Annotated in this window: 5 protein-coding genes, 2 pseudogenes and 1 riboswitch; of the genes and pseudogenes, 4 read left to right on the top strand and 3 right to left on the bottom strand. The window is 73.9% G+C overall.

Annotation, left to right across the window (positions count from 1 at the left end; translation table 11 throughout):
- Together FAF44_RS52400 and FAF44_RS52395 are read right to left on the bottom strand one after the other, a co-directional pair.
- Nucleotides 1–1,054, bottom strand: a 1,054-nt coding sequence (locus FAF44_RS52400; RefSeq protein ID WP_237110987.1) for an ATP-binding protein, incomplete at its 3' end; no start/stop codon positions are given.
- 6 nt (nt 1,055–1,060) lie between these two features.
- The gene (locus tag FAF44_RS52395) at nt 1,061–1,687 is read right to left on the bottom strand and encodes a histidine phosphatase family protein (RefSeq protein ID WP_237110986.1); all 627 of its coding nucleotides are present in this window, start codon (nt 1,685–1,687) and stop codon (nt 1,061–1,063) included.
- Between the two features lie 38 nt (nt 1,688–1,725).
- Nucleotides 1,726–1,855, bottom strand: a riboswitch (cobalamin riboswitch).
- Nucleotides 1,856–1,899: 44 nt separating this feature from the next.
- On the opposite strand from FAF44_RS52395, the gene FAF44_RS52390 reads away from it, so the two are divergent.
- Nucleotides 1,900–2,472: a helix-turn-helix domain-containing protein gene (locus tag FAF44_RS52390; RefSeq protein WP_237110985.1), complete on the top strand. Its 573-nt coding sequence runs from the start codon at nt 1,900–1,902 to the stop codon at nt 2,470–2,472.
- A gap of 58 nt (nt 2,473–2,530) precedes the next feature.
- Here the strand turns inward: FAF44_RS52390 and FAF44_RS52385 are convergent, their stop codons facing one another.
- Nucleotides 2,531–3,736: a cytochrome P450 gene (locus FAF44_RS52385; protein WP_237110984.1), complete on the bottom strand. Its 1,206-nt coding sequence runs from the start codon at nt 3,734–3,736 to the stop codon at nt 2,531–2,533.
- A 90-nt stretch (nt 3,737–3,826) separates the two neighbouring features.
- On the opposite strand from FAF44_RS52385, the gene FAF44_RS52380 reads away from it, so the two are divergent.
- From FAF44_RS52380 to FAF44_RS52370, 3 genes and pseudogenes are all read left to right on the top strand, one after another.
- On the top strand, nt 3,827–4,444 hold the full coding sequence (locus FAF44_RS52380) for a TetR/AcrR family transcriptional regulator (protein ID WP_237110983.1): 618 nt from the start codon (nt 3,827–3,829) through the stop codon (nt 4,442–4,444).
- Nucleotides 4,366–4,791 (top strand): annotated as a pseudogene (locus FAF44_RS56580) (beta-galactosidase); the annotation flags it as partial. The gene FAF44_RS52380 and the pseudogene FAF44_RS56580, both read left to right, overlap by 79 nt.
- Before the next feature lie 277 nt (nt 4,792–5,068).
- Nucleotides 5,069–5,329: pseudogene (locus FAF44_RS52370) on the top strand (beta galactosidase jelly roll domain-containing protein); the annotation flags it as partial.
- Nucleotides 5,330–5,489 lie beyond the last annotated feature (160 nt).

Raw genomic sequence — 5,489 nt, 5'->3', positions numbered from 1 at the left:
CCTCGGGCGGGCCGTCGTCTCGGGGGTCGTCCGGGTCGTCGTCGCCGGACGTCCGCTCCAGGAGCTCGTCCAGCAGCGCCTCGTCCAGGCCGGGGGCGTCGAACGGGTCGCGCCGCCTGCGGTGCGGCAGCGACAGGCGGGCGGCGGCGCGCACGTCCTCGGTGGTGACCGTGTCGCGGCCCTGCCAGGCGGCGTGGGCGACGGCGGCGTTGGCGGTGACGAGGTCGGCGCGCAGCCCGTCCACCTCGAACGCCGCGCACACCGTCGCGATCTGCCGCAGCCGCGCGTCCGGCAGCCGCACCCCGCCCACCCGGGCGCGGGCGGCGGCGATCCGGTGGGCCAGCGCGGCCTCCTCCCCGGCCCACCGCTCCGCGAACGCCGTGGCGTCGGCGTCGAAGGCGAGCCGCCGCCGCACCACCTCGGCGCGTTCGGCAGGATCGCGGGACGCCCTGACCTCGACCGTCAGCCCGAACCGGTCGAGGAGCTGCGGGCGCAGCTCGCCCTCCTCCGGGTTCATGGTGCCCACGAGCAGGAAGCGGGCGGCGTGCCGGACGGACACGGACTCGCGCTCGACGTAGCACGTCCCGAGCGCGGCGGCGTCCAGCAGCAGATCGACGAGGTGGTCGTGCAGGAGGTTCACCTCGTCCACGTACAGGACGCCGCGGTGCGCGGCGGCCAGCAGGCCGGGCTCGAACGCCTTCACGCCCTCCGTCAGCGCCCGCTCCACGTCGAGCGAGCCGACCAGCCGGTCCTCCGACGCGCCGACCGGCAGTTCCACCAGCGCGGCGGGACGGCTGTCGCCCCCGGCGGCCGGCTCGTGCGGCCCGTCGGGGCACCCGGTGCCGGGCGCGGCCGGATCGCAGGCGAACCGGCAGCCGGGCACCACCTCCACGGTGGGCAACTGGGCCGCCAGCGCCCGCACGATCGTGGACTTGGCGGTGCCCTTCTCGCCGCGGACGAGCACGCCGCCCACCCGGGGCGAGACGGCGTTGAGCACCAGCGCCAGCTTCAGGTCGGCGAGGCCGACCACGGCGCTGAACGGATAGGTGACGATCAAAACTCAGACCTTTCGGTTGACGTACGAGACCCGCCAGCCGTCCCGCGCCGCGGCCAGTTCGGTGGCGGACAGGGGCGCGAGATCGAATCGGGTCGTGGCCGTCGGGTCCAGGCCCAGGGCCTGCCCGAGCGCCGCCCTGATGACCCCGGCGTCGCAGACGACGACCGTCCCGGCCGCGTCCGGCCCGGCCTCCGCCGTCACGGAGCCGAGCCAGGCCGCCACCCGGCCGGCGAACGCGGCCCGGCTCTCACCGCCGTGCGGCGCGGCGTGCGGGTCGGCCAGCCAGCGCGCCAGCGCCTCGGGCTCCTCCCGCGCGACCCGCTCGTACGGCAGGCCGCGCCACCGCCCGCAGTCGGCCTCCCGGAGCGCGTCGAGCACGCGTGGTTCCAGGCCGGCGGCCAGGGCGGTCCGCCGCGCGGCGACGGCGGGCGAGATCCACGCGGCCCGTCCCGCCACCAGCGGACGCAGGCCGGCGGCGCGCGTGAGGGCCGCCGGGTCGGCGTCGTCGGCTCCGCCGGGGAAGCGGGCCGCGCGCATGCCGGGTGTCGTGGCGTGCCGGATGAACGGGTACGGCCAGGAGCCATGGCCGCAGGCGGGGAAGGGGGATGGTCGATGGAGTGGACAGTCCACTCATGTCAGGCCTCCTCAGGGTGACGCGTCCCATATAGCGAGGTCACGACCGTCCAAGCGACCTGGCTCCCGGGGTCTCAGCCCCGGATACAGTGGCGCGTCCGCACCGGCATCTCACCGGATTTCCCTTGGACAACCGTGAAATCTACCGGAACGTATCCCTTCATCCCGTTCACGTCAACATCATGCCCGTGCGGCATAGACTCCTGCCCATGACGCAAGAGACGGACCTCGACGCCGTGATCCGCCGCCGCATCCGCGGCCTGCGCCTGGCCCGCGGCTGGACGCTGGACGCGCTCTCGGCCCGCTGCCGCATCAGCCCGTCGAACCTGAGCCGCATCGAGACCGGCCATCGCCGGATCGCGCTCGACCAGCTCGTCCCCATCGCCCGCGCCCTCGACACCACGCTCGACCAGCTCGTCGAGTCCGCCGACGACGAGGACGTGGTGATCCGCCCGCAGCCCTGCCACGAGCACGGGCTGACGAGCTGGCTGCTGTCGCGCGAGCGTTCCCCGCACGGCGTGACCGCGGCGAAGCTGCGCATCACCCCCGAGCGGCCCACCGGCGCGGACCACCTGAAGGTGCACCCGGGCCGCGAGTGGTTCACCGTGCTGTCCGGCACCGCCCGGCTGCAGCTCGGGGAGCGGGTCATCCTGGTGGCGGCGGGCGAGGCGGCCGAGTTCTCGACGATGACCCCGCACGCCGTCGGCGCCCACGAGGGCCCGGTCGAGATCCTGTCGATCCTCGACCACAACGGCGAGCGCGCCCACCTCCCGGTCGCCTAGCGAACGCCGGAGCCCGCCCCGGCCCGCTCGCGCGGCCGGGACGGGCTCGGAAAGGGTGTCACCAGGTGACGGGCAGCTCGTGCATGCCGTAGACGGTGGAGTCGTCCTTGAACGACAGCTCCTCGGCGGGCACGGCCAGCCGCAGCCCCGGCACCCGTCGCAGCAGCGTCTCGAAGACGATCTCCAGCTCGACGCGGGCCAGGTTCTGCCCCAGGCACTGGTGGGCGCCGTAGCCGAAGGCGAGGTGGCTGCGGTCGTCGCGGTCGATGTCGAACCGCTCCGGGTCCTGGTACACCTCCGGGTCGCGGTTGCCGGCGTTGGCCAGCATGACCACGCCGGAGCCCGCCGGGATCACGGTGCCGCTGAGCTCGACGTCCTCCAGGGTCACCCGGGCCATCGCCAGCTCGGCGATGGTGAAGAAACGCAGCAGCTCCTCGACCGCGCTCGGGATCTTGTCCGGCTGCGCGCGCAGCGCGTCGAGCGACTCGGGGTGCTCCAGCAGCATGTACGTGCCCAGCGAGATCATGTTGGCCGTGGTCTCGTGCCCGGCGATCAGCAGCAGGAACGCCAGGCTGATCAGCGCCTGGTGGTCCACCTCGCCGTTCTCGCGCTGCTTGGCGATCTGGCGGCCGAGCAGGTCGTCGGTCGGCTCCTGCTCCTTGGCCGTGATCAGCTTGTCGAGGTAGACGGCCAGCTCCAGCACGGCGTGCTGCCGTTCCTGCTCGGTGGCCTTGCGGTTGAGCAACTGCGCCGAGTGGACCTGGAAGAAGTCGTGGTCGGCGTACGGCACGCCGAGCTGCTCGCAGATCACCAGCGACGGCACCGGCAGCGCCAGCGCCGTGACCAGGTCGGCCGGGCCCGGGCCGGCGAGCATGGCGTCGAGGTGCTCGTCCACCATCTGCTGGATGCGCGGGCGCAGCGCCGCCATGCGCCGCACGGTGAACTCGCCGATCACCTGGCGGCGGGCGTGGCCGTGCTCGGGCGGGTCCATCTCCAGCATCATCTTCGGCAGCGGCGAGTGGCTGATCTGCCCGTCGGCGCTGCTCAGCCGGGGCGAGTTGGGGTGGCGGCGGTCGGCGCTGAAGCGCGGGTCGCTCAGGATCGTCCGGATGTCCTCGTAGCGCGCGGCCACCCAGGCGTCCCGGCCCGTCGGCAGTGTCACCTTGGTGACGGGCTGCTCGCGAAGGAACCGCAGGTGCTGCTCGGGCGGGGCGAAGGGGCAGCCGCGGGCGGTCTGGAGCGTCTCGGCGGAGTCGGTGGTCAAGGTTCTCCCATCAGAACGGGGGTCCGACAGCACAACTTCCCTACATCTGTAGCCTAACCTTCAATTGTCCGAGACACTACACTGACGTGCGTGACGACGAGCACCAGAGACCGTGGCGAAGAACACGCCGACCCGAGGGTGCGTCGCACGCAGGCCGCACTGAGAGCCACCCTGATCGAGCTCGTCCAGCACCGTGACCTGTCGGCGATCAGCGTGGCCGACGTCGCCGAGCGCGCGGGCGTGAGCCGCTCCACCTTCTACGACCACTACCGCGACGTGCACGAACTGGCCGCCGCCGCCTGCACGGCGATGATCGACGAACTCATCGAGGCCATCCCCGGCGGGCCCCCTGGCCCGGATGCGGCGGACCCGTCCGGGGCCAAGACCGACACGCTGCTCACCTTCTTCGCGCACCTGGCCGAGCACGCCGGCCTCTACCGCAGCGTGCTGGGGCCGCGGGGGAGCGCACGCGTCATGGAGCACGTCCGCCACCGCGCCACCGTGGCCGTCTACGCTCACCGCACCGCCACCGGCGTGCCCGACCTCACCGCCGACACCCCGCACGACGTGCCCGCCGCCTTCACCGCCGGCGCGCTACTCGGCGTCGCCACCGACTGGCTCCACCGCGGTTGCCCCAGCTCGCCCGCCGAGGTGGCCGCCCGCACCCTGCCGCTGCTCACGACCCTGTACCGGGAGGAACTCGGCTGAGCGCGGGTGCTACCGGTCCGCGTGCTGGACGGAGGCGCCCTGCCCGGCACCCTCACCGCGTCACCCTGGGCTCCAAGCCCGAGGCCGCCCGGCGGCTGCTCGCCTCGCGGCGGGCCGAGGAGCCGTTCGTCGTCGCCGAGTTCTGGAACGGCTGGTTCGACCACTGGGGCGAGCGGCACCACGTACGCGGGGTGGACAGCGCCGTGCGCACCCTCGAAGGGATCGTCGCCGACGGCGGCAGCGTGAGCGTCTACATGGCGCACGGCGGCACCAACTTCGGCCTGTGGGCCGGCGCCAACGAGTCCGGCGGCCGCCTGCAACCCACCGCGACCAGCTACGACTCCGACGCCCCGATCGCCGAGGACGGCACGCTCACCCCCGAGTTCCACGCCATGCGGGAGGTGCTCGGCGCGCGGGGTCCCGTCCGGGTGCCCGAGCGCATGCCGGTGCTGCCGCCCGCGCGCGTGCCGCTCGTGCCCCGAACCGGCCTGCTCGACGGCCTCCGCGCCGTGCCCGCCCGCACCACGGCCGGGCCGCGGCCCGCCTCGTTCGAACGCCTCGGGCTCGACGCGGGCATGGTGCTGCACACCGCGACCCGCGGTCCGGACCGGGTTCGCCGCGGCGACCGTGCGCGTCGAGGAGCCCGCCGACACCTTCCTCGCCCTGCCGGGATCCGGCCGCGGCCTCGTCTGGGTCAACGGCTTCCTGCTCGGCCGCCACTGGGACATCGGGCCCCAGGTCACGCTGTACTGCCCGGCCCCGCTGCTGCGCGCGGGCGCGAACACCGTGACGGTCCTGGAGCTGGAACGGCTCGGCGACGTCCTGGAACTGCGGGACCGGCCCGAACTGGGACCGACGGAGGAGTACGTCGAGGAGTTCGGCTGACGGCCCGGTCCTCCCGGCCACGCGATGCCGACAGGCCCTTGCTCTGATACGCACGGGCGCGCGGCCCCGGTTCACTCCCATACCCCTTGGCCCGCGCGGGCGGGGCGAGGGCGGCGGGCCGTCACACAATGAGCCAATGACCCACCCGTCACCACCCCAC

The sequence above is a fragment of the Nonomuraea sp. MG754425 genome, from assembly GCF_021699195.1.
Classification (GTDB): domain Bacteria; phylum Actinomycetota; class Actinomycetes; order Streptosporangiales; family Streptosporangiaceae; genus Nonomuraea.
This window is presented reverse-complemented; position numbering and strand designations above follow the sequence as displayed.

What these genes read in the sequence shown, in the direction of transcription:
- FAF44_RS52390 (WP_237110985.1), top strand. Translation starts at nt 1,900, where the DNA reads ATGACGCAAGAGACGGACCTCGACGCCGTGATCCGCCGCCGCATCCGC.